The 1,799-nt window shown below is 44.0% G+C and carries 1 protein-coding gene, 2 tRNA genes and 1 pseudogene; all 4 read left to right on the plus strand.

The window, feature by feature from the left end:
• Positions 1-353: pseudogene (locus BACCELL_RS19785) on the plus strand (ATP-dependent DNA helicase); the annotation flags it as partial.
• 10 nt (positions 354-363) lie between these two features.
• Positions 364-1,506: a carboxynorspermidine decarboxylase gene (gene nspC, locus BACCELL_RS19790; protein WP_044154146.1), complete on the plus strand. Its 1,143-nt coding sequence runs from the start codon at positions 364-366 to the stop codon at positions 1,504-1,506.
• A gap of 110 nt (positions 1,507-1,616) precedes the next feature.
• Positions 1,617-1,689 (plus strand) — tRNA-Gly (locus BACCELL_RS19795).
• 27 nt (positions 1,690-1,716) lie between these two features.
• Positions 1,717-1,798, plus strand: a tRNA-Leu gene (locus tag BACCELL_RS19800).
• Position 1,799: the final 1 nt, after the last annotated feature.

Below are 1,799 nucleotides of genomic sequence, written 5' to 3' on the forward strand. Positions count from 1 at the left end.
CCGGATCTTTCCGTAGGGAACATAGCGGCGGTTTCTCTCGCTCACCTCATGTTCGTGAATCATTGTATAATACGGAAAAAGAAACTCCGCAGCGTTCCAAACAGCAGATTATAGCTCCAAGCGTTCCGCGCAATCTGAAACGGGTGACTCCGGCAACCTCTTCTTCTACACCCACTTCTGCTTCTGTAATGGCTGTGCAGCCGGGACAACTGATCGAGCATGAACGTTTCGGTCTGGGAGAAGTGATGAAAGTGGAAGGTCAGGGCGATAATGCCAAAGCTACCATTCACTTCAAAAATGCGGGCGACAAACAACTTTTATTGCGCTTTGCCCGTTTTAAGATCATTGGTTAAAAAAGAAAATATGATAGATTTCAATTATTTTCCTTCTCCGTGCTATATCATGGATGAAGAATTGTTGAGAAAGAACCTCACTCTCATAAAAAGTGTTGCTGACCGTGCCGGAGTAGAGATCATTCTGGCATTTAAGTCTTTTGCTATGTGGCGCTCGTTTCCTATATTTAGGGAGTACATAGAGCATTCTACAGCAAGTTCTGTTTACGAGGCACGTCTGGCACTGGAAGAATTCGGTAGTAAGGCACATACTTATTCTCCCGCTTATACGGAAGCTGATTTTCCTGAAATCATGCGTTGTAGTAGTCATATAACTTTTAATTCTTTGTCGCAGTTCTGTCGTTTTTATCCAGAGGTAGTGAAAGAGGGAAGTGGCATTTCTTGCGGTATTCGCATCAATCCGGAATATTCCGAAGTGGAAACGGAACTTTATAATCCCTGTGCTCCCGGCACCCGTTTCGGTATGACGGCGGATTTATTGACTGAGGTGCTGCCGCAAGGTATTGAAGGTTTCCATTGTCATTGTCATTGCGAATCTTCATCTTATGAACTGGAACGGACATTAAAACATTTGGAAGAAAAATTCTCTCGCTGGTTTCCGCAAATCAAGTGGTTGAATCTGGGAGGTGGTCATCTGATGACGCGTAAAGATTATGACGTGGAGCATCTTATTCAACTGCTGAAAGATTTGCGTGCTCGTTATCCTCATTTGCGTATTATCCTTGAACCAGGTTCTGCCTTTACTTGGCAAACCGGCGTATTGGTTTCTGAAGTAGTAGATATTGTAGTAAGTCGTGGTATCCGTACTGCCATTCTTAATGTGAGTTTTACCTGTCATATGCCCGACTGTCTTGAAATGCCTTACCAGCCTGCCGTACGTGGTGCTGAAATAGGAAATAATGGTGGTTGTCATGTGTATCGCCTGGGTGGAAATTCATGTTTGAGTGGTGACTATATGGGCGACTGGAGCTTCGACCATGAATTGCAAATCGGAGAGCGTATTGTTTTCGAAGACATGATACATTATACCATGGTGAAAACAAATATGTTCAATGGAATTCACCATCCTGCTATTGCTATGTGGACCAAAGAGAGGAAAGCTGATATTTTCAAGCAATTTTCTTACGAGGATTATCGCGACAGAATGAGTTGATAATCAAAAGCCTGCCGCTTTCGTATGGTAAATGTGTATTTTTCTTCGCGAAAAAAATAAGTAGAATGTTTGCAGGTTTGGAGAAAATATCTACCTTTGCAACCGCAAACGCGGAAATAGCTCAGTTGGTAGAGCATAACCTTGCCAAGGTTAGGGTCGCGAGTTCGAGTCTCGTTTTCCGCTCAAGTACATAGATTGCAATTACCTAATGCCCAGGTGGCGGAATTGGTAGACGCGCACGTTTCAGGTGCGTGTGTCGAGAGGCATGCAGGTTCGAGTCCTGTTCTGGGCAC

Origin of the sequence: Bacteroides cellulosilyticus DSM 14838 (assembly GCF_000158035.1) — a bacterium.
Taxonomy (GTDB): domain Bacteria; phylum Bacteroidota; class Bacteroidia; order Bacteroidales; family Bacteroidaceae; genus Bacteroides; species Bacteroides cellulosilyticus.

What these genes read in the sequence shown, in the direction of transcription:
- nspC (WP_044154146.1), top strand. Translation starts at nt 364, where the DNA reads ATGATAGATTTCAATTATTTTCCTTCTCCGTGCTATATCATGGATGAA.